This window comes from Rothia sp. 11254D007BW (assembly GCF_053548195.1).
This window is the reverse complement of record NZ_JBPWPK010000001.1, coordinates 634,702-657,615: the sequence shown is the minus strand read 5'-3', so window position 1 is coordinate 657,615 and position 22,914 is coordinate 634,702. Positions and strand designations below refer to the sequence as shown.

20 protein-coding genes are annotated in these 22,914 nt (G+C 60.5%); 6 read left to right on the top strand and 14 right to left on the bottom strand.

All coding sequences use genetic code 11. From position 1 onward, the window contains the following. Positions 1–22: 22 nt before the first annotated feature. Both ACEE43_RS03030 and ACEE43_RS03025 read left to right on the top strand, forming a co-directional pair. Positions 23–880, top strand: a complete 858-nt coding sequence (locus tag ACEE43_RS03030; RefSeq protein ID WP_449106974.1) for a DUF3097 family protein — start codon at positions 23–25, stop codon at positions 878–880. 158 nt (positions 881–1,038) lie between these two features. Continuing rightward, positions 1,039–1,455 (top strand): DUF4870 domain-containing protein, encoded by a 417-nt coding sequence (locus tag ACEE43_RS03025; protein WP_449106863.1) that lies wholly within the window; start codon positions 1,039–1,041, stop codon positions 1,453–1,455. Between the two features lie 88 nt (positions 1,456–1,543). Here ACEE43_RS03025 and hemW read toward each other — a convergent pair whose 3' ends face one another. Continuing rightward, positions 1,544–2,794, bottom strand: a complete 1,251-nt coding sequence (hemW, locus tag ACEE43_RS03020; protein ID WP_449106862.1) for a radical SAM family heme chaperone HemW — start codon at positions 2,792–2,794, stop codon at positions 1,544–1,546. Continuing rightward, positions 2,794–4,650, bottom strand: coding sequence for a translation elongation factor 4 (lepA, locus tag ACEE43_RS03015; RefSeq protein WP_237185701.1), 1,857 nt, complete (start codon positions 4,648–4,650; stop codon positions 2,794–2,796). Before lepA ends, hemW begins: the two co-directional genes overlap by 1 nt. A gap of 143 nt (positions 4,651–4,793) precedes the next feature. On the opposite strand from lepA, the gene ACEE43_RS03010 reads away from it, so the two are divergent. Both ACEE43_RS03010 and rpsT read left to right on the top strand, forming a co-directional pair. Next, positions 4,794–5,477, top strand: coding sequence for a type II toxin-antitoxin system PemK/MazF family toxin (locus ACEE43_RS03010; RefSeq protein ID WP_449106861.1), 684 nt, complete (start codon positions 4,794–4,796; stop codon positions 5,475–5,477). A 325-nt stretch (positions 5,478–5,802) separates the two neighbouring features. Beyond that, complete coding sequence (gene rpsT / locus ACEE43_RS03005; protein WP_185172890.1) at positions 5,803–6,066, top strand: 30S ribosomal protein S20; 264 nt, start codon at positions 5,803–5,805, stop codon at positions 6,064–6,066. A 101-nt stretch (positions 6,067–6,167) separates the two neighbouring features. On the opposite strand, the gene holA is transcribed toward rpsT, so the two are convergent. From holA to leuS, 6 genes are all read right to left on the bottom strand, one after another. Continuing rightward, positions 6,168–7,175, bottom strand: a complete 1,008-nt coding sequence (gene holA / locus ACEE43_RS03000) for a DNA polymerase III subunit delta (protein WP_449106860.1) — start codon at positions 7,173–7,175, stop codon at positions 6,168–6,170. 54 nt (positions 7,176–7,229) lie between these two features. Further along, positions 7,230–8,159, bottom strand: coding sequence for a ComEC/Rec2 family competence protein (locus ACEE43_RS02995; protein ID WP_449106859.1), 930 nt, complete (start codon positions 8,157–8,159; stop codon positions 7,230–7,232). Then, the gene (locus ACEE43_RS02990) at positions 8,156–9,499 is read right to left on the bottom strand and encodes a ComEC/Rec2 family competence protein (protein WP_449106858.1); all 1,344 of its coding nucleotides are present in this window, start codon (positions 9,497–9,499) and stop codon (positions 8,156–8,158) included. The genes ACEE43_RS02995 and ACEE43_RS02990 overlap by 4 nt, the downstream gene beginning before the upstream one ends. Positions 9,500–9,744: 245 nt before the next feature. Next, positions 9,745–10,350 carry a helix-hairpin-helix domain-containing protein gene (locus ACEE43_RS02985; protein ID WP_449106857.1) on the bottom strand — a complete coding sequence of 202 codons (606 nt, stop codon included), beginning with the start codon at positions 10,348–10,350 and terminating at the stop codon, positions 9,745–9,747. Between the two features lie 494 nt (positions 10,351–10,844). After that, the gene (locus ACEE43_RS02980) at positions 10,845–11,753 is read right to left on the bottom strand and encodes a DegV family protein (RefSeq protein ID WP_449106856.1); all 909 of its coding nucleotides are present in this window, start codon (positions 11,751–11,753) and stop codon (positions 10,845–10,847) included. 124 nt (positions 11,754–11,877) lie between these two features. Continuing rightward, positions 11,878–14,316, bottom strand: a complete 2,439-nt coding sequence (gene leuS / locus ACEE43_RS02975) for a leucine--tRNA ligase (RefSeq protein WP_449106973.1) — start codon at positions 14,314–14,316, stop codon at positions 11,878–11,880. Positions 14,317–14,549: 233 nt separating this feature from the next. Between leuS and ACEE43_RS02970 the strand changes: the two genes are divergently transcribed. Both ACEE43_RS02970 and ACEE43_RS02965 read left to right on the top strand, forming a co-directional pair. After that, entirely contained in the window at positions 14,550–15,473 is a 924-nt protein-coding gene (locus ACEE43_RS02970; RefSeq protein ID WP_449106855.1) for an alpha/beta fold hydrolase, read from the top strand. Next, positions 15,470–16,582, top strand: a complete 1,113-nt coding sequence (locus tag ACEE43_RS02965; RefSeq protein ID WP_449106854.1) for a glycosyltransferase family 4 protein — start codon at positions 15,470–15,472, stop codon at positions 16,580–16,582. Before ACEE43_RS02970 ends, ACEE43_RS02965 begins: the two co-directional genes overlap by 4 nt. Positions 16,583–16,634: 52 nt before the next feature. Here ACEE43_RS02965 and ACEE43_RS02960 read toward each other — a convergent pair whose 3' ends face one another. From ACEE43_RS02960 to mihF, 6 genes are all read right to left on the bottom strand, one after another. Then, positions 16,635–18,719, bottom strand: a complete 2,085-nt coding sequence (locus tag ACEE43_RS02960) for a primosomal protein N' (RefSeq protein ID WP_449106853.1) — start codon at positions 18,717–18,719, stop codon at positions 16,635–16,637. A 14-nt stretch (positions 18,720–18,733) separates the two neighbouring features. Further along, positions 18,734–19,939, bottom strand: a complete 1,206-nt coding sequence (metK, locus tag ACEE43_RS02955; protein WP_237205254.1) for a methionine adenosyltransferase — start codon at positions 19,937–19,939, stop codon at positions 18,734–18,736. 5 nt (positions 19,940–19,944) lie between these two features. Beyond that, positions 19,945–21,243: a bifunctional phosphopantothenoylcysteine decarboxylase/phosphopantothenate--cysteine ligase CoaBC gene (coaBC, locus tag ACEE43_RS02950; protein ID WP_449106852.1), complete on the bottom strand. Its 1,299-nt coding sequence runs from the start codon at positions 21,241–21,243 to the stop codon at positions 19,945–19,947. Positions 21,244–21,256: 13 nt separating this feature from the next. Further along, on the bottom strand, positions 21,257–21,643 hold the full coding sequence (gene rpoZ / locus ACEE43_RS02945; protein WP_377129350.1) for a DNA-directed RNA polymerase subunit omega: 387 nt from the start codon (positions 21,641–21,643) through the stop codon (positions 21,257–21,259). A gap of 155 nt (positions 21,644–21,798) precedes the next feature. After that, the gene (gmk, locus tag ACEE43_RS02940; protein ID WP_449106851.1) at positions 21,799–22,374 is read right to left on the bottom strand and encodes a guanylate kinase; all 576 of its coding nucleotides are present in this window, start codon (positions 22,372–22,374) and stop codon (positions 21,799–21,801) included. A gap of 8 nt (positions 22,375–22,382) precedes the next feature. Then, positions 22,383–22,697: an integration host factor, actinobacterial type gene (mihF, locus tag ACEE43_RS02935; RefSeq protein WP_237193816.1), complete on the bottom strand. Its 315-nt coding sequence runs from the start codon at positions 22,695–22,697 to the stop codon at positions 22,383–22,385. Positions 22,698–22,914 lie beyond the last annotated feature (217 nt).

Here is a 22,914-nt window from a genome sequence, read left to right as displayed (position 1 = left end):
TGAGAGAGTGAGAGACACACCGATGGACTACCGCGATACCTGGGGTCAGGCTGACCTCACCTCCCACCGTCCTGCCCTGCCCAAGGTACCTCTTGCCCCCGGCATGGTGCTAGAGGACGCCGCCACCGGCTTTGTGGGGGCGGCAGTGACCCTGCGGGCTACGGCGTCCGGCCCTCAAGTGGGCCTCGAAGACCGGCGGGGCCGTATCAAGTTCTTCCCCCTGGGCCCGGGTTTTTTGCTTGAGGGCCGCAGCATTGATCTAACCAAACCTCAACAGAAACCTAAGACCGCTACACGGCAGGTTTCTCGGTCGGGGTCGGTTGCGGTGGAGAACGCTCCGGCACGGACGGCCAGGGCCAGCCGTATCTGGGTGGAGGGCGTGCACGATGCTGAGCTTATTGAGAAGGTCTGGGGCCACGACCTACGGGTTGAGGGTATCGTGGTGGAACCCCTGCACGGGGTTGACGATCTCGCCGCAGCGGTTACAGGTTTTGGCCCGGCCTCCCACCGCAAACTCGGAATTCTGGTAGACCACCTGGTGGCAGGGAGTAAGGAAGAGCGCATCGCGCAAGAGGCTATGGCTGTGGCAGGTGCCCGCGATAACGTGCTGATTGTGGGCCACCCCTTTGTGGATATTTGGCAGGCCGTCAAGCCCCAGGTATTGGGCTTACAGGCCTGGCCCGAGGTTCCCCGCGGGGAAGACTGGAAGACCGGCATACTGCGGCGTTTCGGGCGGGCGGCAGAGACCCCCGAGGACGTCCGCGCTGGCTGGGATTCCATTCTCAAGAGGGTCAACTCCTACACCGACCTTGAACCAAGTCTCTTAGGGCCGGTAGAACACCTCATTGACTTCGTCACCCTTGACGGGCCAGCAGGCTAGAGCGGGTACAGGCAGTGTGACAAATATCGTCCTGCTCCCCCATAAATTCGCAGGCTTCACATATACCGCCCTCCCCCGGCTTTGACTAAAATTGTGACTGGTGGGCTTAAAAGCCTGCGCATCACTCATTCGCCCTTCAACCTCAAAGAGAAGAATTCTTGAAGACCGCATCAGCACCTTCCTCGACCGCCTACAAGGGGTCACCTGCAACCGCTGCACACCTGTCTGTTAGCGCAGACCGCAATATCGCAACCGCTGCACACTTTGGGGGCGTGCTAGGTTGTATTCCCGCGGCCGTCATCTACTACCTCTACCGAGGCCGCGGCCCCTTCACCGAGCAGGAATCCCGTGAAGCTCTCGACTTCACCCTGCTGCCCACCCTGGTTCTGGCCGTCTCTATTATGCTCAGCAACATTCCGGCTATCGGCTGGCTCTTTGGCCTGATTGCTGCCCTGGCCTGGACCTACCTGGCTATCTCAGCTCTGATCGCCGGTGTAAAGGTAACCCGCGGCAACCCCTACCAGTACAAGGGCAATACCCGTCTTTTCAGCAAGCTCACTCGCCGCGGTAAGTAGGCACCCGGGTTGCTAGAACATGAAGGGGGCGGTCTGACTCAGCTGAGTCAGACCGCCCCCTATCGTTTCCCCTGGTGGGGAAAAGCAGTTAGCTGTCAATATCGGGGAGGAGCTCCCTGGTCACCGCGTCGCCCAGCAGGCGCCCCTGGAGGGTGAGCTGCACTCGTCCGCCTGCTCTCGCCTCGGGGTCAATCAAACCCTGCCCCTCAAGCCAGTTCAGGGACGCCTCGATTCGGGCAGCATCGCCACCCTCCAGCAGGCGGGAAATATCTAGGCCGTCAATGACCCTGACCTGTAGCATGATGTCCTCAAACCTACGGGTCTGCTCCCCCAAAACCTCGCGGGCAGCAGCCGGGCTTTGACCAGTCCGGACTCGGTTGGCATAGGGTACCGGGTGTTTGAGGTTCCACCAGCGGGTGCCGTTTACATGCGAGTGGGCGCCGGGGCCAATTCCCCACCAGTCCTGGTTGCGCCAGTAGGCATAGTTATGGCGGGAACGGTACTCCGGTGACTTGGCGTAGTTCGACACCTCGTACCAGTGGTAGCCGGCCTCATTGAAAATCTGCTCAGCCAGCAGGTACATATCTGCCATCAGGTCCTCATCGGGCATGGTGTAGTCACCCCGCCGAATCTGGGCAGCTAGCTTGGTACCCTCTTCAACAATGAGCGAATAGGCAGAAATATGGTCGGGGGCATACGACACCGCAGCCCGCACCGACTGCTCCCACTGGGCCAGACTCTCCCCCGGTGACCCGTAAATCAGATCAACCGACACCTGCAGCCCAACCTCTTTGGCCCAGGCAACCACCTTGGGAACATTCGCCGGAGTGTGGGTACGATCAAGCACCTCAAGTACCTCAGGTACCACCGACTGCATACCGAAGGACACCCGGGTAAAGCCACCGGCCTTCAGCGTCTCAAGGTCCTCACGGGTCACCGAGTCGGGGTTGGCCTCGGTCGTTACCTCAGCACCCTCTTCTACACCAAACAGCTCAACCGCTTCGCGCAGAATCCTCACAAGGTCAGCTGCCGGCAGCTTGGTGGGGGTACCCCCACCAAAAAAGACCGAGTAGAGCAGACGGTCAGCGACGCCCGACTCCTGCAAAACCTTCCGGGCAAAACGCAACTCAGCGATCGCGTCCTCGGCATAAGTGCCCAAACCCACCCCGTTGCCGAAATCCTCGGTGGCATAGGTATTGAAATCACAGTAACCGCACCGCACCGAACAGAAGGGCACGTGCACGTAGAGAGAAAAATCACGCTCAAGACCGAGGACGGCAGAATCAGCGGGGATTCTGCCGTCCAAGGGGGCCGGAGCGCCCAGGGGTTGGGCTGGCATTACTTCTTGCCCTTGTCCTTACCTTCTTCACCGGAGGACAGGGCAGCGATGAAGGCTTCCTGGGGGACCTCAACACGGCCCACCATCTTCATACGCTTCTTACCTTCCTTCTGCTTCTCCAGCAGCTTACGCTTACGCGAAATATCGCCACCGTAGCACTTAGACAGAACGTCCTTACGCATAGCGCGGATATTTTCACGGGCAATAATGCGGGAACCGATAGCAGCCTGAATCGGCACCTCGAACTGCTGACGAGGGATCAGTTCGCGCAGCTTGCCGGTCATCATCACGCCGTAGGAGTAGGCCTTATCGCGGTGGGTAATAGCTGAGAAAGCGTCAACCTTCTCACCCTGCAGCAGAATATCGACCTTGACCAGATCGGCTTCTTCCTCACCGTCAAACTTCCAGTCCAGAGAAGCATAACCGCGGGTCTTGGACTTGAGCTGGTCGAAGAAGTCAAAGACAATTTCGGCCAGGGGCAGGCGGTAGCGCAGTTCCACGCGATCCTGGGAAAGGTAGTCCATGCCGCCCATGGTGCCGCGGCGGGACTGGCACAGCTCCATAATCGCGCCCACAAACTCGTTCGGGGCAATGATGGTGCAAGCTACCATCGGTTCGCGAATGGTAGCGACCTTACCCTCGGGGAACTCGGAGGGGTTAGTCACGCGCTGGGCGGTGCCGTCCTCAGCCACCACATCGTAGATAACGTTGGGGGCAGTAGAAATCAGGTCGAGGTTGAACTCGCGTTCCAGACGCTCACGCACAATTTCAAGGTGAAGCAGGCCCAGGAAGCCACAGCGGAAACCAAAGCCTAGAGCCGCAGAGGTCTCAGGCTCGTAAATCAGGGCGGCGTCGTTGAGCTGCAGCTTATCGAGGGCGTCACGCAGGGCCGGGTAGTCAGAGCCGTCAATCGGGAAGAGACCAGAGAAAACCATGGGCTTGGGGTCTTCGTAGCCACCCAGCTCTTCTGCGGCAGGCTTGTGGGCACCGGTAACGGTATCACCCACGCGGGACAGGCGGACGTCCTTCACACCGGTAATCAGGTAGCCCACCTCGCCCACGCCCAGGCCGTCGGTCGGCTTGGGCTCGGGAGAAATCACACCGATTTCCAGCAGGTCGTGCTCGGCGCCGGTAGACATCATCTTAATCTTCTGGCGGGGTTCCAGCTTGCCGTCCACCACACGAACATAGGTGACCACACCGCGGTAGGAGTCGTAGACAGAGTCAAAAATCATGGCGCGAGCGGGGGCATCAGCCTGACCCTCGGGCGCGGGCAGTAGCTCAACGATGCGGTCCAGCAGCTCGGGCACACCCTCACCGGTCTTACCCGAAACCCGCAGCACATCCTCAGGCTCAACACCAATCAGGTTAGCCAGCTCCTCGGCATACTTATCGGGCTGGGCTGCCGGAAGGTCAATCTTATTGAGCACCGGAATAATGGTCAGGTCATTTTCCATAGCCAGGTAGAGGTTAGCCAGGGTCTGAGCCTCAATACCCTGAGCAGCATCCACCAGCAGCAGGGCACCCTCACACGCAGCCAGAGAACGAGAGACCTCGTAGGTGAAGTCCACGTGACCGGGGGTGTCAATCATATTCAGGGCATAGTTGACGCCGTCCACCTCCCAGGGCATACGAACAGCCTGGGACTTAATAGTGATACCGCGCTCACGCTCGATATCCATGCGGTCAAGGTACTGGGCCTTCATCTCGCGCGGAGTAACCACGCCGGTGGCCTGCAGCATGCGGTCAGCCAGGGTGGACTTACCGTGGTCAATATGCGCAATGATGCAGAAGTTACGGATAACGGAAGGGTCAGTGGCCGCCGGTTTGGGCGGGTTGGTCGCCAAGGGTGACACGTGTGTTGGGTCCTTTCACGACTCTCAGAAAGCTCATGGGAGCCTACCGGGTCTCTGACGGTAGAAATCAGTTAACCAGTTTCTCACATTTAGCCGGTGCGTGTCTGCTCGCGCGCCGATGAGCAGCGATTATTGTAGTGACCATGAAGATCAACATGCGAACTATCCAGCAGGCACTGAACATCGGCCAGCGCATCTACCGGGAATGGAACAAGTACCAGAACCAGAAGAACAAGCAGCAGGGCGCCGGCACCCGAACCCAGCAGCGTCCGGACGCCGGTAGCGGCAACTTCGGTACCTTCGGCTCAGGCGGTACCCAGCAGGCCCCAACTGGTGGTTCCACCCGACCTTCTGCTCCCTCTAACCCCTACGCCACCGGCTACCCGGCAGGAAAGGGGGCGGGTGCGTCCGCTCCTGCTGGCGGAAGCTGGGAGCAGGGCGGCTACCCCGGCGACTACTTCGGCTCGGTAGCCTTTGACTACTCCCCCGCTCTCGACGGCGACGCCGACCCCGGCGAGGTCGTCTGGGCCTGGGTCCCCTTTGAAGAAGACTACAGCCAGGGCAAGGACCGTCCTGTCCTAGTCATCGGACGTTCCGGTTCCTACCTTCTGGGACTGATGCTCACCAGCAAGGACCATTCCAACTCCCGCACCGTCGACCCCAACTACCTGGACATCGGCGCAGGCGTATGGGACAAGGAAGGACGCGACTCCGAGGTCAAACTCAACCGGGTCATCCAGCTCAACCCGAACGGTATCCGCCGCGAGGGAGCCATCATGGACCGGGCAACCTTCGACTTCATCGCCGAAGCCTACCGCCGTCGCTAAGAGACTTACTCAAAGGGGTTACACAGGCTCGCGCTCGCTGCCGACCCTCTCGCTGGTTCGCTTCGCTCACAAGCGATTCACGCCAGCCGCCGAGCCAGCAGCTTCGCTGCGAGCCTGCTCCACCCAACCTGGCAGGGTCTAAGAAAAATTGTTGCTTATATCTCTGCCCTAAGCATGGGTGGAGCTGATAAAGTTAACCCTTGTGTGTCCGATGGTCATCGGGCACTGCTGACTGGTTGCCATAGGCATCCCCACGCCGCTCAGTCGATGACCGGTCAGCGCAGCCCTCACCGACCAATTAGACAAAAACAGAAAGTTTTTAATCGTGGCTAACATCAAGTCCCAGAAGAAGCGCATCCTCACCAACGAGAAGGCTCGTCTGCGCAACAACGCAATCAAGTCAGATCTCAAGACCTCCATCCGTAAGGTCAACGAGGCAGTTGAAGCTCAGAACGTTGAAGCAGCAACTGAAGCTCTTCGTGTTGCGAACCGCAAGCTGGACAAGGCTGTTTCTAAGGGTGTTCTGCACAAGAAGAACGCAGCTAACAAGAAGTCCGGTCTGACCGTTCTCGTCAACAAGCTTTCCTAAGTTCTATATTCCGGCCCCTCTAGCCGGCGTCTAAGAGCGAAGTGACGCAAGGCCCCGCTCCCTTTCATGGGAGCGGGGCCTTGTGCTTTCTTGCCCTGTCGCTAGTGGGTGCGGGAGGCCTGGGAAATAGCCAGGACGGCTTTTTCTAGGGGGTAGAAAGAGTCAAGATTCTCGCCCTTGAGCTGGGCATCGGTATCGGCCAGCAGGGCAAGGACGCGAGCCAGGTCGGCAGGCGCATACCTGCGGGAATCCCGCTGGGCAGCTTCTACCTGCCAGGGAGCCATCTTAAGGTCGCCCGCCAACTGGTTGGAGTTGCCGCGCACCCCGTGCACTTTGGCAATGTTGCGCATGCGGGCAGCCAGGGCACCCAGGATGGGGATAGGATCGCTTCCGGTATCGATCGCCTGGCGGAGCAGTTTAATGGCTTCCCTGCTGTTGCCAGCTACCGCAGCATCGCCCACCTTAAAGGCGGTGACCTCGGTACGGCCGCCAAAGTAGCGGTCGATGGTGTCTACAGTGATGGTACCCGGCTCATCTGCAATGAGCTGGCGGGCAGCCGAGGCTAGTTCTGAGATATCACTGGTTGCTGCCGCGAGAGCTGCCGCTGCGGGCGGGTCAATAGAGCGCTGGGCTGAGCGGAACTCGTAAATGACGAAATCCAGCCGGTCGCGTTCATTCTTAAGGGCCTTACACTCGACCACCGGGTAGGACTTATTGGCCTTGATGGTATCAATGAGCTTTTTGCCCCTGTTACCGCCTGCGTGGTGCAGTATCACCAGGGTGGAGTCGTGGGGCGCAGCGGCATAGGCAAGAGCGTCCTGCAGGAAGGCGTCGCTCATGGAGGCCACCTGGGTGACCTCAATGATTTTGGGTTCGTCGAAAAGGGAGGGGCTGGCAAGGACGTCTAGCTGCCCGGCCCGGTAATCTTTGGCCGAGAGACTTGTGAGCTCGTAACTTCCCTGGGCCTCTGCAAAGAGCTGGCGAAGCCGCTGGGTTGCCCGGGAGGCAAAGTATTCTTCGGGCCCGTACAGCAAAACAAGCGGAGCAAGCGGGACCGATCGCCAACCGTTATCTGGGCCAGCTGAGCGGGTGCGGGGTGTGCGTGCCATGTATCCTCCTTGGGTGCCTTTCTATCTTGTCAGATAAAGCGCTTTTGTGCAGGTTTAGCCCGAGGCGGTCACCTCAATCCCCCGGTCACTGGTGGTCAGCGCCAGATGCCCCGAAAGGTCAGTGCGGGCAGCGGGGATAGAACGTCGGTTCAGGAAGCTGAGAATACTCTCATGCGGGTGCCCATAACTGTTGCCTGCTCCCACAGGGATGAGCGCTAGGGAAGGGCTGGCTGCGATGATCAGGTCGGTGCCGCTGCCCGCCGAGCCGTGGTGGGCTATTTTAAGGACGTCGGCAGGCACCTGCTCTGCCGATTCGGCAAGAAGCCGGTGGGCGGCGTCCGCTTCAAGATCCCCCGTGGTGAGCACGGTCAGCGGCCTCTGACCGGTCGCCCTGGCAGGCAGAGACCAGTGGATGACGAGGGAGGAATTGTTGATCCAGCTAGAGGAACCGGTCGCACCGGGAATCCTCTGGGCCTGGGCCGGGGGCCAGAGCACCCGGCCCAGGGGCTGACCGGCTACCTCGTACCGCCCTGCGGTAACAGACTCTGAGGGGAAAGCCGAGCCCGCAGCAAGCCGATAGGCAGCTATTCCTTGCGTGACCGGGGTCTGCTCCCCCTGCCTGCTGTAATGGGGTGACGTCACCAGCGTCGGCTGGGCGAAGTCACTTTGAACCTGTTGTAGTGCCCCATCGTGGTCGCTGTGGGCATGGGTAATGAGCACGGCTTCCAGCTGGTCTACTCCGGCCCAGTCAAGGCAAGATTTGAGGGCCGAGTAATCGTTGCCGGTATCGAGAAGGTAGGCCGATTGCTGGCCGGTGCGGATGAGGTGGGCGTCCCCCTGGCCTACATCGCAGGTAATCCACTGCCAGTTATCAGGGGCCCGGTGTGCAGCCGGCCAACGGTCGTGGAGCAGGAAAACCGCTAGACCTATCACGAGCACTAGAAGGGTCAGATCGACGAGGCTTTTGTTTCTCCTGCGGTTCACGTCCTGCCCCCTAGCAGCCGAGGCAAGCGAGCCTGAGGCAGGGAGTTGAGAGACCTATCCGCTGCGAGAACCAGCCAGCTGATACCCACAACGGCCAGCAGGGTCAGCCCTAGAGTAAGCGGTGAAAGCGCTAGGGGCAGCTGGCTGGCAGGTAACTTGTAGCACCACGCAGCAACCGCTAGTAGCCCCTGGGTAAGAAAGCCACCGAGATTCATGTGGGCATCGAGCAGGGGTTGGGCTAGTCCCAGGGCGTAGCCGATGAGGGCCAGTAACCCCAGCACAGTAATAGGTGCTACCAAAGGGGCGGCTAGGAGATTAGCTAGGACCGTATAGGGGTAGAAGGACTCGGAAAGTATCAGGATAACCGGCGCGCACCAGAGGCTAGCTGCACAGGGTAGGGCTACCACATCTGCAAGCAGAAGGGGAAGTACCCTGCTGAGGAGACGCGAGATTGCCGGTGCCAGGATCAGGAGGGACGCTGTAGCCACGACCGAGAGAATAAAGCCATAGTGGGTGGCAAGGGGTGGCGCTGCCAGAAGAAGAGCCATCACGCAGGTCGAGAGGAAAGCCAGACGATAGGCTCCGTGGCCAAGAATCAGACCTAGAGCTCCCAGCAGCCCCATTACCCAGGCTCTGAGTACAGAACCGTCAAGCCCTACCAGCACGACGTAGGCCGATGACGCGGCTACTCCGACTGCTATGAGGGCAGGGCGCCGGGGCCACAGCGGGTAGAGCAGACGGTAGGCGACGACAAAAATCAGGGTAATGTTGGCTCCCGAAACAGCTGTCAGGTGCGTTAGACCGGCTACCCGCAAAGATGAAAGAGCCGGTGCAGGCAGGGAAGAATCATCGCCGTAGGCCATACCCAGGAGCAGGCCAGCTCGTTCGGCACCTAGCTGGTCCACTGCCCTATCGCGCAACCCGCTCTTAAGTTCGAAGAGAGGGGCTGCAGAAGCCGGTTGCTCCAGTAGGCTCACAGTTCCCTGCAACCTGTAGTAGGTTCCGCTGACCTTCAACTCCCCCACCGCACTGACAGTGCTCCCCGGAATAAAAAGTTTATCTGTATAGACGGTGAGCGGTGCCCGCTGGTCCCAGGTTCTTGAAGCCTGTCTCATCTCCACGGTTACTACCTGCAACCTATACCCACCCGTCGGAGCAGGCCTGGCCTCAGTTACTTCAGCTGTCACTCGTACTCCCTGCCCGTTTAGAGCCTGCATCAGCTCCCACTGTTGAGGGTAGCCCCTGGTCTGAAGGGCAACCGTCTGTAAGGCAGCGAGCAGGCAGGTTAGCGCCAGGGCATACGACACAAAGATCGGTGCCTGGGCCAGTGAACCTTTCACCTTCACAACACTTTTCCGGGCTAAAAGCTGCGCACTGCACCAGAAGCCCAGGGCAAGGCAGGCGAGCAAGGCTCCAGCCCAGATCGCCCACCGGGATCCGGCAAGAATCCACAGGGCAGTAAAACACCAGAGACCAACAGCAGGTACCACAAGACGGGCGTCGGTCAAGCGCGGTTGTACCCGCCGATGTTCGGCCCGTTCTGCTTGAGCCTTTTGCCAGCTCCGCCCAGCAGCCAGAACCCTTTTCATACCGTCACCAACGGGCGGAGAGCTTCAAGAGTGGCTGGCCCAATACCCGAAACCTGATCCAGCTCATCCACCGAGCTGAAACCCCCGTACTGCTCCCGCCAGCTAATAATCGATGCAGCCAGCACCGGGCCGACCTTCGGCAGGGTCTGAAGTTCTTCGGCACTTGCCGTATTGATATTCACTAGCCCGGCGGCGTCCGCACCCCGGTCTGTACCGAGGCCCATACCCGCGAAACTATGAGCGGCCTCTGTGCCTCCCGCCGAACTAGGTAGTGCCTCGCCCTGCACCGGAATATAGACCTGGCTCCCGTCACTGGCAGAGGCTGCCAGGTTAATCGCCGATGTATCAGCATCGCCCCTGAGACCACCGGCAGCTGTAACCGCATCGTTCACCCGGCTTCCAGAATCCAGCTCGTAGACTCCCGGAGTCTGCACCGCGCCGGCAACATGAACCACCACAGGCGCACCTCCCCCTTGCGTCTCCGTTGAGGCAGCGGCCTCCCCGGTGCCCAGTCCCTGCCCAGCCCCATCACCCGGCACCGGGCTGCCCCCATCGCCCGGCACCACGGCGCCCTCAGAAGGAGCCACAGGAACCGCTGACACAGACGAGCCACTACCAGAAAACACCACAGGCCACAGAGCAACCAGACCCAAGACAAGAGCAAGAATCACCAGAGCACCCGTGGGTACCCGCCACCGGGTCACCGAAGCCTGCGGACCAAGACCGGGGGCCTCCGAACCGGAAGACGCCAAAGCACGCTCAAGAAGCGCCCGATGACGGGGATTCCGGGAGGCGCTCGCAGAGGCCTCACCGTGGCGCCTGCTGCGCAAGAGATAATCGGTCTGACTCGGCTGATCTGCATAGGTATCGGCAGTTTCATCCGAGATAGACGGTAGGGTATCAGCGGGGTACCTAGAGTTCTGAGACATGGCCCCAGGCTAAGAGCTTCCGAGCGGCTAGGCCAAGGCCGACGGCACCTGTGGATAGAGCCCCTCTCACCAGCCTGCGGAAATTAGCCCCAGAAACTTCGCAGGTGGTGCACTCGAGTCACAAGATGTCGCGCTCCAGTCCTCTATCCACAGGGGTTCTGTACCACCTAGAAAATAACGGCTGCCAGGGCCCCCAAACCCGTATGGGCAGAGAGCACCGGGGGCAGGGGCGTTAGCACGGCCCCCAAGGCGATAGACCCCAGGGTCTGTTTAAACTCCCGCGCCTGCTCCTCATTGCCGCTGTAATGGATGGCAACCACCTGCCCCTGGCGGCGCAGCAGATTGGCTGACTCCCTATCTTTCAGAGGCACGTCCAGGGGGAGCTCACCCGCCCGCTGAGCACTGGCCTGTTCGGTCAATGCCGCAAGCCGTTCAATCGCCTTAGCCGTAGTTCGTGGACGCTCCACATAGTGCAACTTCCCATCGAGCACGGTAGCTACAGGGCGAATTTGAAACATTTGCCCCACCGTAGCCAGAGCGGGGCTGACACGTCCGCCTCGTTTCAGAGCATCCAGGGTCGGGATAAAGAAAAAAAGCTCAGTAGCGGCACACAGCTCCTCGGCAAGAGCCGTCGCCTGCTCAACATTATGCTCGTGAGCTAGCAGGCGGTGTAGCCGCACCACCGGCTCCCCCAGCCCCATCGCCAGGTTCAGCGAATCAACCACCACCACCGGCACATCGACCAGTTGCGCCGCTAAACGGGCCGCATCGCAGGTACCCGACAGCTCCCCCGATAAATGAACCGAAATAATCGCAGAGTAGCCCTGGGCTGCCAGCTGCTCGTAGGCGTCCACCAGGGTACCCGGCGCAACGCCGGAGGTCAGCACCTGCTCCCCCTGAACATGGGCTAAAGCGATAGCGGCATCTACCTGATCGGCCGGTAGGTCATTTAAAGCACGGTCGCCCACCGATACAGGTAGCTCAACCAGACTAAACCCGCCCTCGGCCTTGAGTAGTTCAAGGGTGGGGGCGGGTATGGCGGACGATGAATCGGTGACCAGGGCTATAGAACGCACCTCACTACTCTACCGCCTAGCCAAGCCCTTGGAGTGACTCAGTCCATAGCAATCACCCAAAAGATAGAAAATCGGGTGCCCCTCGCTACGGAAGGAGCACCCGATGATATCTATCTAGATCTCACTAGATCACAATGTTGACCAGCTTGGGGGCACGCACAATAACCTTGCGCACCTCAGCGTCGCCTAGGGCTCGCTGAACGGCCTCTGATCCCAGAGCTAGGGCTTCCAGGTCGGCTTCAGAAATATCCTTAGAGACCTCTAGGCGGTCCTTGACCTTACCCTTGACCTGAACAATCGCGGTGACGGTATCGTCTACCAGCTGGGCCGGATCAACCTCGGGCCAGCCCGCAGTCAGAACAGGGGAATCGTGGCCTAGCAGGTGCCAGGCGTCCTCGGCGGTGTAGGGAGCGTAGAGTGAGAGCAAGATAGCGATAGCTTCGGCAGCCTCGCGGACGGCGGGGTCGGCTGCGCCTGCACCTGAGTCAATGACCTTGCGGGTAGCGTTGACCAGCTCCATGGTCTTGGCCACGGCAACGTTGAACTTGCCGTTCTCTACCAGGGCATCGACGTCGTGGACGGTGCGGTGCACCAGCTTGTGCAGGGCAGCGTCGCCGGTTGCGCCGTCCGCCCCGACCTCACTGGTGACGTCCTGGGCAACGCGCCAGGCGCGGGCCAGGAACTTCTGCATACCTGCGGGGGAAACGTCGGCCCAGTCGACATCGTCCTCGGGTGGGGAGGCGAAGACCATGACGGTGCGGACGGCATCGACGCCGAACTTATCGAGCTGCTGGCCCAGGTCAACACCGTTACCCAGTGACTTGGACATAGCCTTACCCTGGTTGAGCACCTGGCCCTGGTTCATCAGGGCCTTAAAAGGCTCAGAGTGTTCAATCAGACCCAGGTCGCGGATGACCTTGGTGAAGAAGCGGGCGTAGAGCAGGTGCAGAATCGCGTGCTCAACACCGCCGACGTACATGTCGACCTGGTTCCACTTCTTCATCTGCTCGGGGTCGAAGATAGCCTGGTCGTAATTCGGTGAGACGTAGCGCAGGAAGTACCAGGAGGAATCCACGAAGGTGTCCATGGTGTCTGAGTCGCGCTTGGCGTCCTTACCGCAGACGGGGCAGGGAACGGTGTTCCAGTCGGTGGCAGCTGCCAGGGGCGACTGACCCTTGGGCGCCAGGTCTTCACCGGCCAGGTTATCGGGAAGCAGGACGGGCAGCTGCTCTTCCGGAACCAGCTGTTCACCGTGCTCTTCACAGTGGATGACGGGGATGGGGCAGCCCCAGAAGCGCTGGCGGGAAAGCAGCCAGTCACGCAGGCGGAAGTTGACCTTGCCGGTGCCCACGCCCTTCTCTTCAAGAATCTCAATGGCCTTTGAGATGCCGTCAGCCTTGTTCAGGCCATCCAGCGGGCCGGAGTTGATGTGCACGCCATCGCCGGTGGTAGCGACGCCGGTTTCTGCCGGGTCGTCCTCACCGGTGTCGAGAACGGTGATGACAGGAATGTCGAACTTACGGGCGAAGTCCAGGTCGCGCTGGTCGTGGGCGGGAACCGCCATCAGCGCACCGGTGCCGTAGTCAGCCAGGGCGTAGTCCGAGGCCCACAGGGGCAGCTTATCGCCGGTCAGGGGGTTGATGGCGTAACGGCCCAGGAAAACACCGGTCTTCTCACGGTCGGTGGACTGGCGGTCGATATCCGACAGAACCTTGATCTCTTCGCGGTAGGCTTCCAGGGCTTCCCGCTGGTCGTCGGTTACCAGGTCGAGGGCCAGATCGGCGTCGGCTGCCACGATGAAGAAGGTTGCGCCGTAGAGGGTATCGGGGCGGGTGGTGAAGACGTCTACGGTGGTGGCGGGCTTGTTACCGGCAGCCTCAACCTCAAAAGTAACCTCGGCACCCTCGGAGCGGCCGATCCAGTTACGCTGCATAGCCAGCACGCGGTCGGGCCAGTGGCCCTCCAGCTCCTTCATGTCGTCCAGCAGTTCCTGGGCGTAGTCGGTGATCTTGAAGTACCACTGGTTCAGAGACTTTTTGGTCACGGGGGTGTGGCAGCGTTCGCACTCGCCGTTGACAACCTGCTCGTTGGCCAGCACGGTCTGGTCCTTGGGGCACCAGTTAACCTGGGAGTACTTACGGTAGGCCAGGCCCTTCTTGTAGAACTGCTGGAAGAGCCACTGGGTCCACTTGTAGTATTCGGGGTCAGAGGTGTGCAGGCGGCGGGACCAGTCGGTCATAATGCCGTAGCGCTTGAAAGAGCCGGCCTGGGTCTCGATGTTCTTGTAGGTCCACTCTTTGGGGTGGGTGTTGTTCTTGATGGCTGCGTTTTCTGCGGGCAGGCCGAAGGAGTCCCAGCCGATGGGGTGTAGCACATCGTAGCCCTTTTGCTTCCAGAAGCGGGCGGTGACGTCGCCAATGGCGAAGGCTTCGGCGTGGCCCATGTGGAGGTCGCCGGAGGGGTAGGGGAACATGTCCGCTACGTAGCGGGTTTCCTTGCCTTCTTCGTTGGTGGGTTCAAAAACCTTGGTTTCTTCCCAGTAGGGCTGCCACTTGGCTTCCATGGAGCGGAAGTCCCAGGTGGTTTCGTTCTGTTCGGTAGGTTCTACCTCAGCAGTCACCGTGTTTCCTGTCTGTCGAGTGGTGCTTACGCTTTTTGGGCGCGCACGAGTCTGAGCTGTCAATAGTTTGCTTCCTAGTGTACCGCGCTTGGGCTTGCTTTGCCCGGTGGCAGTTTGACCACTGAGAAGTATGCGGTGAGGCGGTACAGTGGTGGGGGTAGAGAGAAGGAGTCACTATGTCTGCAAGCCCCCGCTCGGCCGGTGTTTTTGAGCCGGTACCTCAGCAGGTTCCTGCTGGGACGCGCTACGAGGGCTGGGTTGGCGGCACCTATAGCCGCTGGTGGGTGTATGGAAAGGCGGACGCCGCTCCCCTGGTTTTGGTGCACGGCTTTAGGGGCGATCACCACGGCCTCGAAATCATTGCCACCGGCCTGAAGGATTTTTGTGTTTATATCCCTGATCTGCCGGGCTTTGGTAAGACCGCCCCGATTGAGGGGGCTGAGCATACGGTGAGCACCTATGCTGCCTGGTTGGTTGATTTCATTGAGACCGCTGTGGGCAGCCCGGTGCATCTGGTGGGTCACTCTTTTGGGTCAATCGTGAGCTCTTATACTGCCCTGGTGCGCCCCCATCTGGTAGAGCGTTTGACCCTGATTAACCCCATCTGTCAGCCTGCTCTTGAGGGGGATCAAAAGGTGATGAGCCGCCTGGCTGAGCTCTATTATGGTACGGGAGCTGCCCTACCTGCTTCCCTGGGTTTTGCTCTGCTGCGCTCCCGCCTGGTGACCAGATTGAGCAGTGAGTTCATGATGAAGAATCACGACCCCGCCCTGCGCCGGTTCATCAACGGCCAGCACGATGCCTACTTCGGTGCCTTTGCCTCCCGCGAGGCGGTTCTACAGGCCTACCGGGCCTCTATCAGCACCACCGCAGCTGATTTCACCCCGGCCCTGCCGATGCCGGTCCAGCTCATTGTGGCGGAGAAGGATGACCTGGGTACTCTGGAACTTCAGCAGGCCATGGCCCGTAAACTCCAGCGGGGGCGGCTCGATGTCATTCCCGAGGTCGGCCATCTGATTCACTATGAGACTCCCCTGCGGGCTGCCTCCCTGATTGCTGACTTTCATTCCCAAGGCCTAGAGGAGGGGCAGGTAGCATGAAACTTTTTATTGATGCCCGCTATACCCGCATCGGTTTTCACGACGGCATTAGCCGCTACACCGCGTCCTTACTCTTTGCCCTCAAGGAGCTAGCGGACGCCGGTGACCGGCGCCTGCCCGAAGGCCTGGAGCTCACCATGGTCATTAGCGATCAGCGTCAGCTTGAGATGCTCCCCGACCTGCCGTCCGTGAAAATCTGTGCACCGACGTCCGCCCTGGAACCCACCGCCGCCCTGCAGCTCAACCGCTACTTACCCGACGTGGTCTTCTCGCCCATGCAAACCATCGGGCTGGGTGGGCTGGGCAGGCAGTTCAAGCTGATCCTGACCCTGCACGATTTGATTTACTACTCCCACCCCACGCCGCCGGGCTTCCTCCCCCTGCCGGTGCGGCTGGGCTGGCGGGCCTTCCACACCACCTACGCGCCCCAGCGCTACCTGCTGAACCGAGCGGACGCCGTCGCTACGGTCTCGCAGACCACGGCAGCTTTGATGCGGGAGCACGAGCTGACCACCAACTCCGTTACAGTGATACCCAATGCCCCCCAGGCTAAGGATTTTGTGACCCAGGAGCAGGCGCTCGAGCTGGCCCCGGCCCGCACCAAAGACCTGATCTATATGGGCTCTTTCATGCCCTACAAAAACGTTGAAACCCTGCTGCAGGCCATGAAGTTCCTGCCGGACTACCGCCTGCACCTACTTTCCAAGGCAGCCCCGGCGCGCCTGGAGGAACTTGCACCTCTCGCGGGAGAAAACGTGGTGTTCCACGGGGGAACCAGCGATGAAGACTACCGCCAGCTGCTAGGCACCGCTGCCGCCCTGCTCACTGCCTCGCGGGAAGAAGGCTACGGCCTGCCGGTGGTAGAGGCCCAGTCGGCGGGCTGCCCCGTGGTGCTGTCGGATATCCCGATTTTCCGGGAAATTGCCCCCTCAGCCCGCTTTGCTGAGACCAGCTCTCCCTTCGCCTTTGCGCAGGCGGTACGCGACCTAGAAGACCGGCAAGTCCAGCAGACCAGCATTGTGAACGGTCTTGCGGACGCCGCCCGCTACACCTGGGAGCAGAGCGCCCTCACCCTGCTGGAACTGGCCTCTTCCCTGCATCGGCAGTAGAAACCTAACCGCCTCAGGCGCTTGCCCCAGCTGCCCCAGGCACCGGGCAGACCTAGAGAATATCGAGCCCGTCGCAGCGTATCTGCACGGGCTCGCTCTTTTTCAGGGCAGCTAGTGAAGCCTTGATAGAGCGCAGGTGGTGGGTGAGTTTGGCACCCACGGCATAGGGGAAGAAGATAATGGCGCGGTAGAGGTCGCTGTCGGTCTCCCCCTCGTAGTAGCCGGTTGAATCGGCCAGGGGCATGGGGCCGTTGACGCGGGCCTCATCGGGCAGGGTAATAGCCTCCAAAAAGACCTGCACGGCACGCTCACTACCGGTAATGGCGGCGGTGCGGACGGCCGGGGGCAGGCCAATCTCGGCACGCTCGTCCATTTCCCAGAGGGCAAAGCCCATGGGGTCCCAGCGCACCAGGGCTTCAAGAGCTGCGGAGGGGCTGGCCGTGGTGACGACGCGGCCGCCCACGGCAAAGGAGCGCACCAGGGCTGCTGCGTTGAGCCAGCGCCGAAGGGCGGTTTCGGGGGCGCGCAGGGAGTCGAACTGCAGCATCCGGTCGGCATCGAGCAGCAGGGCGGCTGCATAACCGCCCTCAGCTACCGGTTCGCCGCCGGGGGTGGCAATGACCAAGGCCGGTTCTGGGCCGATACTGGTTTTGATGTTCTCGCCGCTGGAGGTGATCACCGGGACGCCTGGGAATGCCCGACCCAGTTCTTCTGCGGTTCGCAGGGCACCGGCGATACCGGTACGCCAGCGGTTATACCCGCAGTCAAGACAGTGCCAGTGGTGGGCCAGGTGGCCGCACCAGCCGCACTGGGGGGCACTTCCCCCGGTGGGCTGGGTCAGGGGGCCGCGACAGTTATCGCAGCGGGCGGGCATGCGGCAGCGCTGGCAGGCCAGGGCGGGGATGTAGCCGGCACGGGCCACCTGGATTAGCACGGGCCCCGTAGCGAGGGCGTCCTTGGCTACGGCGAAAGCCTGGTGGGGTATGCGGGCAATCGCTGCCAGGGGGTCGCGGGCAAGCTGATAGTCGTCGCCGGTAGGCATAACCCGGGGAGTAAAAGACCTGACCAGGGCCCTGTCTGCCCCCAGGAAGCTAGCCCAGCGGGTGCGGACCAGGCGGGCAGCCTCACTAGAGACCGCATAGCCCATGAAGAGGGCCGCTGTCTTTTCGAGGGTGGCCCGCAGTAGAAGAACGTCACGGGCCTGGCAGTAGGGGGCCCGCTGCTCAACCAGGGAAGAGTCCCCGTCATCCCAGCAGGCAACTAAACCCAGGTTCGCTACGGGAGCGTAGGCGGCTGAACGAGTACCAATCACGATACGCACCTGGCCGCTTTGGGTTTTCAGATAACTGCGGTAGCGGGGGGTGGGCTTGTCGTTGGCGGTCAACCGCACGAAGGCGCTCTTATCTACGAGCTCTTCGAGGGCGGCTGTGAGCCGGTCAAGGCTCTTATGGTCTGGCACCACGGCTAGGGCTCCCCTGCCGGTGGAGGCGGTAGCTACCAGGGCGGACGCCAGCAGCTGCTCCCAGCTCCTTTCAGGGTGGGAAGGCAGCACGGCCATCACCGCCCGGGCCTGATGGCCGGCAAGCAGGTCCTCACAGAACTCTGCCCCCTGGGCGTAGTCGGAGAAGCCGGTGAGGTCGGGGCAGTCTGGTGTGGGCGCTTCAGCCGGGTCCTCGGACTCTATAAAAGCTTTCTCAACGCTAGCGACCCGCGGGGGTACAGCCAGGCGGAGCACATCGGGCACCAGCCCCGCGTAGCGCTCCGCTAGGGCGTCAGCTAACTCAAAGACTTCAGGGGTAACAACAGGCAGGGGCGAAATCACCTTGTGCAGGGGTACCAGGCGGGCGGGGGCGTCCGAATGTTCTACCCGCTCCCGCAACCAGCCGGTAACCTCCCGCCCTCCGAACTTAACCCGCACCCGCACCCCGGGCTGGGCCTCTTCATCAAGAGCCGCTGGCACCCGGTAGTCAAAGAGCCTATCGAGGTGGGGCACGTGGGTGTCGATGTGCACGCGGGCAATCGGCAGCTGCACCGCAGCGTCCTCGGCTGCCGTGGAGCCGACTAGGTGCGCATCGGGTATGTCGAATCCCTGCAACAAATCAGGTTGCAGGGATTCGGGGGTGGGTGCCGTTGTCATACAGACATTTTAGCCTAGAGGCCTACAGCCGCCTTGAGTTCGCTGACGCGGTTGGTGCGTTCCCAGGTGAACTCGCGCTCTTCGCGGCCGAAGTGACCGTTGGCTGCGGTCTTGGCGTAGATAGGACGGCGCAGCTCTAGGTCGCGAATGATGGCCAGCGGGCGCAGGTCGAAGACCTCGCGGATAGCCTGTTCAATCTTGAAGGTTTCGACCTTTTCGGTGCCGAAGGTTTCAACGTAGATACCGACAGGTGCAGCCTGGCCAATAGCGTAGGCGACCTGAACCTCGGCACGGTCGGCGAGACCGGCAGCAACGATGTTCTTGGCAACCCAGCGCATGGCGTAGGCGGCAGAACGGTCAACCTTGGAGGGGTCCTTACCTGAGAAGGCACCGCCACCGTGGCGAGCCATGCCACCGTAGGTATCCACAATAATCTTGCGGCCGGTCAGACCGGCATCGCCCACGGGGCCACCCTGAACGAAGCGACCTGCGGGGTTGATGATGAACTTGGCCTGAGACGAGTCAAAGTCGAAGCTGGCCAGAACCGGCTCAATCACGTGCTGCTGAATATCGGCTGCAAGCTGGTCGAGATCGTAGTCTGCGGTGTGCTGGGTTGAGACCACAACGGTATCAATCATGACGGGCTTGAAGTTCTCGTCGTAGCCCAGGGTCACCTGGGTCTTACCGTCGGGGCGCAGGTTGGGCAGGGTGCCGTCCTTGCGTACCTTGGTCAGCTGCTCGGCCAGGCGGTGCGCAACGTAAATGGGGGCGGGCATGAGCACTTCGGTCTCATTGGTGGCGTAACCGAACATGATGCCCTGGTCGCCTGCGCCCTGGCGGTCCAGATCGTCGGCTGCGGTGCCCTGGCGGGCTTCAAGGGAGTTGTAAACACCCGAGTTAATGTCGGGTGACTGCTCGCCAATCGATACAGACACGCCACAGAATTCGCCGTCGAAGCCGTGGGTGGATGAGTTGTAGCCGATGTTGAGGATAGTCTTGCGCACAATGCTGGGGATATCGACGTAACCATTGGTGGTCACCTCACCCGCTACGTGCACCTGGCCGGTGGTGACCAGGGTTTCAACCGCTACGTTAGAGAGGGGGTCTACGGTCAGCAGGGCGTCCAGGATTGAGTCAGAGATCTGGTCACAAATCTTGTCGGGGTGGCCCTCGGTCACGGACTCACTGGTGAATAAACGAAGATGATTATTTTCAGTCACGGTTTTTACTGTACTTCTCTCAGCCCGGTGGGGCTACTTGGTGAATGATTGTTGAATTCTTGCGCTATATGACGAAGTATTGCGCGGGAGACGTCGAGCTTGCTGCCCTGGAGGGTTACCTCGCGGTCATTCTGGCCCGAGAGCAGGGTAATAGTGTTGCTATCTGCCCCAAATCCCTGTGTTTCGCTCACGGTGTTCACCGCCAGGTAGTCGCAGCCCTTGCGCGCCAGCTTGGCGCGGCCGTAGGCGAGTGGGCTGGTGGTGGCATCCCCGGTCTCGGCGGCAAAACCAACGATGGTGTGGGGTGCTCGCTGCGGGTTTTCCTCGCGGTAGAGCACGGCTTCTTTGAGGACGTCGGGGTTACGCACCAGCTGTATGACGGGATCCTGGGTGGGGTCGTCCGTCTTTTTAATCTTGGTACCAACGTAGTCAGCCGGCCTAAAGTCGGCTACCGCTGCCGTCATCATCAGGACGTCGGTATCAGCCAGGTGTGCAAAGACAGCATCACGCAGTTGAAGGGCACTCGATACCCGGGTAACCCTGTCTAGGTGACCCGGTATCTCAACCTCTACGTGGGCTGCAATGAGGTGAACCTTAGCGCCGAGTTCACTGGCTGCGGTAGCCAGTGCGATCCCCTGCTTTCCCGAAGAGCGGTTGCCCAAGAACCGCACCGGGTCAAGCGCTTCGCGGGTACCACCAGCTGTAATGAGCAGGCGTTGCCCAGCTAGGGGCAGCTCACCTGCCTCAACCGACTGACCCTCCCCCGCGGCGTCCTGATTCCAGCCCAAAAGGGCTAGGGCCTGGGCATATATATCCTCGGGTTCAGGCAGGCGCCCCACCCCGGAGTCGGGGCCGGTCAGACGGCCCACGGCAGGCTCGATGACGTGGTAGCCGTAGGATTTCAGGGTCGCTACGTTGGCCTGGGTAGCCGGGTGCTCCCACATCTGGGTGTGCATCGCCGGCGCTAAAATGACCGGGGCGTGAGTGGTCAGCACGGTTGCGGTCAGCAGGTCGTTAGCCCGCCCAGCCGCTAAACGAGCCATGAGGTCGGCTGTCGCCGGGGCAACGATTACAGCGTCAGCCTGCTCAGCCTGCCGCACGTGATTCACCTCGGGAACCCGCTCAAAGACGTCCACCGACACCGGGCTGCCGCTCAGGGCTTCAAGAGTAGGCTGCCCCACAAACTTGAGGGCAGCCTCGGTGGGCACCGCAATAACCTCGTGCCCGGCCTTACCAAAAAGACGAAGGAGCATTGCCGCCTTATAGGCAGCAATGCCCCCTCCAATGCCAATAACAACTCGCATGAGCTACTGCAGATTAGGCCTGATCTGCATCTTCAGCGTCGACATATTCAACGAAGGGCTCGTCGATGTAGAAGTCGCCACCGGCCAGGAAGGCGCTGGGCTCATCCTCGTGCAGCAGGGTGCCGTTTTCATCGAACTGGCCATCAGTAATATGGCGGGCCTCAATCAGGCCTTCGTTGATTTCACGCATAGCCACAGAGAGCGACTTTTCGTTGGGCTCAGAATCTACCAGGGGGCCAACGTGATCGTACAGGTTCTCGTGAAGCTGTGAGTAGTAGGCGTTAATCTGGCGAGCACGGCGAGCACCAAAAATCACCAGACCGTACTTCGACTCAGCTTTTTGGATCAGAGCGTCTGCGCTGGGATTGATGATACCTTCATCGTTGTGTGCGTTTGCCACGTAAGACTCCATCTTGACTGTGCTTGCTCACCACCGGGTCTACCGGTGGCATAAAACTCTACCTATACTATCGGTCAACCGTTTTTTTGTCACGCAAAAGGGCGGCGGTGCAGGGGTGATATTCCCCTAAACCGCCGCCCTAGCGACTCCCTGGCTTACTTGCGGTGAGCACCCATGAGGCGCACGATTTCTTCCGCCGCTTCTGCCACGGTTTCGTTGATGACGGTGTAATCGAACTCGGGCTCGGCAGCCAGCTCAATCTTGGCGGTATCGAGGCGGGCCTCCTGCTCCTGCGGCGACTCAGTTCCCCGACCAATGAGGCGGGATACCAGTTCGTCCCAGCTGGGAGGAGCCAAGAAAATGAGCTGCGCTTCGGGCATGGCGTTGCGCACCTGGCGGGCGCCCTGCAGGTCGATTTCAAGTAGCACGTGCTTACCGGCGTCGAGCTGCTTCTGCACCATGGAGCGGATCGTGCCGTACTTGTAGGAATTGTGGACGGTTGCCCATTCCAGCATCTGGCGGTTCTCTACCATCGACTCAAACTCTTCGTCTGAGACGAAGTAGTAGTGCACGCCATCCTCTTCGCCCGGGCGGGGGTCGCGGGTAGTGGCGGAGACAGAGAACCACACCTCGGGGTAGTGCTCACGAATGTAAGCAGAAACGGTTCCCTTGCCAACGGCGGTGGGGCCAGCTAGCACGGTCAGTTTAGGTGCGGAAGTCTGTTCAGCCATGGTTTCCCTTATCGGTCGAGAAGATTGATGAGTGCCTTGCGCTGGTGGATACCAAGACCACGCAGACGGCGGGACGCAGCAATGTTCAGTTCGTTCAAAATGTTCTCGGTACGAACCTCGCCCACACCCGGCAGGGAGGTGAGCAGGTCGGTTACCTTCAGTCTAGCGACTGCTTCGTCAGTTTCGGCACGCTTGAGAACTTCTGCAATAGTAATCTGCTTGTTCTTTACGGCGTCCTTGATTTCGGCGCGGGTGACGCGGGCCTTCTTGGCCTTTTCGCGGGCGGCGGCGCGCTGTTCTTCGGTGAGGGGCTGAAGAGGCATAATCGTTGTCCTTCTGTGCGAGATGCCTATAGGGCAGGAGTGGGGTGTGTTGGAATAAACAAGCAACCGAGCAGCTTTGCTCATTCTTGGGGGTTGTTGCTTATCTATTTGCGAACCAACAATTACAAAATAGCATGTCAGAAACGGTTATGGAAGATAGTTACCCGTCGGTAACCTTGTTTTAAACAAAAATGGTGGGAATTTGAAACAAATTCCC

Coding starts and splice junctions, on each gene's coding strand:
- ACEE43_RS02970 (WP_449106855.1), top strand. CDS start 14,550: ATGTCTGCAAGCCCCCGCTCGGCCGGTGTTTTTGAGCCGGTACCTCAG.
- mihF (WP_237193816.1), bottom strand. CDS start 22,697: ATGCCTCTTCAGCCCCTCACCGAAGAACAGCGCGCCGCCGCCCGCGAA.
- coaBC (WP_449106852.1), bottom strand. CDS start 21,243: ATGCGAGTTGTTATTGGCATTGGAGGGGGCATTGCTGCCTATAAGGCG.
- gmk (WP_449106851.1), bottom strand. CDS start 22,374: ATGGCTGAACAGACTTCCGCACCTAAACTGACCGTGCTAGCTGGCCCC.
- ACEE43_RS02960 (WP_449106853.1), bottom strand. CDS start 18,719: ATGACAACGGCACCCACCCCCGAATCCCTGCAACCTGATTTGTTGCAG.
- hemW (WP_449106862.1), bottom strand. CDS start 2,794: ATGCCAGCCCAACCCCTGGGCGCTCCGGCCCCCTTGGACGGCAGAATC.
- holA (WP_449106860.1), bottom strand. CDS start 7,175: ATGGCACGCACACCCCGCACCCGCTCAGCTGGCCCAGATAACGGTTGG.
- ACEE43_RS02965 (WP_449106854.1), top strand. CDS start 15,470: ATGAAACTTTTTATTGATGCCCGCTATACCCGCATCGGTTTTCACGAC.
- ACEE43_RS03030 (WP_449106974.1), top strand. CDS start 23: ATGGACTACCGCGATACCTGGGGTCAGGCTGACCTCACCTCCCACCGT.
- ACEE43_RS03010 (WP_449106861.1), top strand. CDS start 4,794: ATGAAGATCAACATGCGAACTATCCAGCAGGCACTGAACATCGGCCAG.
- leuS (WP_449106973.1), bottom strand. CDS start 14,316: ATGGAAGCCAAGTGGCAGCCCTACTGGGAAGAAACCAAGGTTTTTGAA.